Consider the following 1,143-nt stretch of genomic DNA (forward strand, 5'->3'; position numbering starts at 1 on the left):
GAGCATGGGGCGGCGCTGATCGCGCTGACCATCGACGAGGAGGGCCAGGCCCGCACGGTCGAGCACAAGGTCGCCATCGCCGAGCGCCTGATCGCCGACCTGACGAGCAACTGGGGCATCCACGAGGCGGACATCCTCATCGACTGCCTGACCTTCACCATCTGCACCGGCCAGGAGGAGTCGCGCGGTGACGGCATCGCCACCATCGAGGCGATCCGCGAGCTGAAGAAGCGCCACCCGGAGGTGCAGACCACCCTGGGTCTGTCGAACATCTCCTTCGGGCTGAACCCGGCCGCCCGCATCGTCTTGAACTCCGTGTTCCTGGACGAGTGTGTGAAGGCGGGTCTGGACTCGGCGATCGTGCACGCCTCGAAGATCCTGCCCATCGCGCGCTTCGACGAGGAGCAGGTCACCACCGCCCTCGACCTGATCTACGACCGGCGCGCCGAGGGCTATGACCCGTTGCAGAAGCTGATGGCGCTGTTCGAGGGCGCCACCGCCACGTCGTTGAAGGCGGGCAAGGCCGAGGAGCTGGCCGCGCTGCCGCTGAAGGAACGCCTCAAGGCGCGGATCATCGACGGCGAGAAGAACAGCCTGGAACAGGACCTCGCGGAGGCCCTTCAGGACACCCCGGCGCTGGACATCGTCAACAACACCCTCCTGGAGGGCATGAAGGTCGTCGGGGAGCTGTTCGGCTCGGGGCAGATGCAGTTGCCGTTCGTGCTCCAGTCGGCCGAGGTGATGAAGAGCGCGGTGGCCTATCTGGAGCCGCACATGGAGAAGTCCGACGCCGAGGGCAAGGGCACCATCGTCCTTGCCACCGTGCGCGGCGACGTCCATGACATCGGCAAGAACCTCGTCGACATCATCTTGTCCAACAACGGCTACAACGTGGTCAACCTGGGCATCAAGCAGCCTGTCTCCGCGATCCTGGAAGCCGCCGAGGAACACCGGGCCGACGTCATCGGCATGTCCGGACTCCTGGTCAAATCCACAGTGATCATGAAGGAGAACCTCCAGGAGCTCAACCAGCGCAAGATGGCCGCCGACTACCCCGTCATCCTCGGCGGCGCCGCCCTCACCCGCGCCTACGTCGAACAAGACCTCCACGAGATCTACGAGGGCGAGGTCCGCTACGCCCGT

General features: G+C 65.4%; 1 protein-coding gene. It reads left to right on the plus strand.

The window, feature by feature from the left end; genetic code table 11:
- Positions 1 to 1,143 (plus strand): B12-binding domain-containing protein (locus ACIRF8_RS36310; protein WP_404222318.1); only part of this gene is annotated, 1,143 nt, incomplete at both ends.

Origin of the sequence: Streptomyces sp. NPDC102406 (genome assembly GCF_044765725.1) — a bacterium.
In the GTDB taxonomy this organism is placed as follows: Bacteria; Actinomycetota; Actinomycetes; order Streptomycetales; family Streptomycetaceae; genus Streptomyces.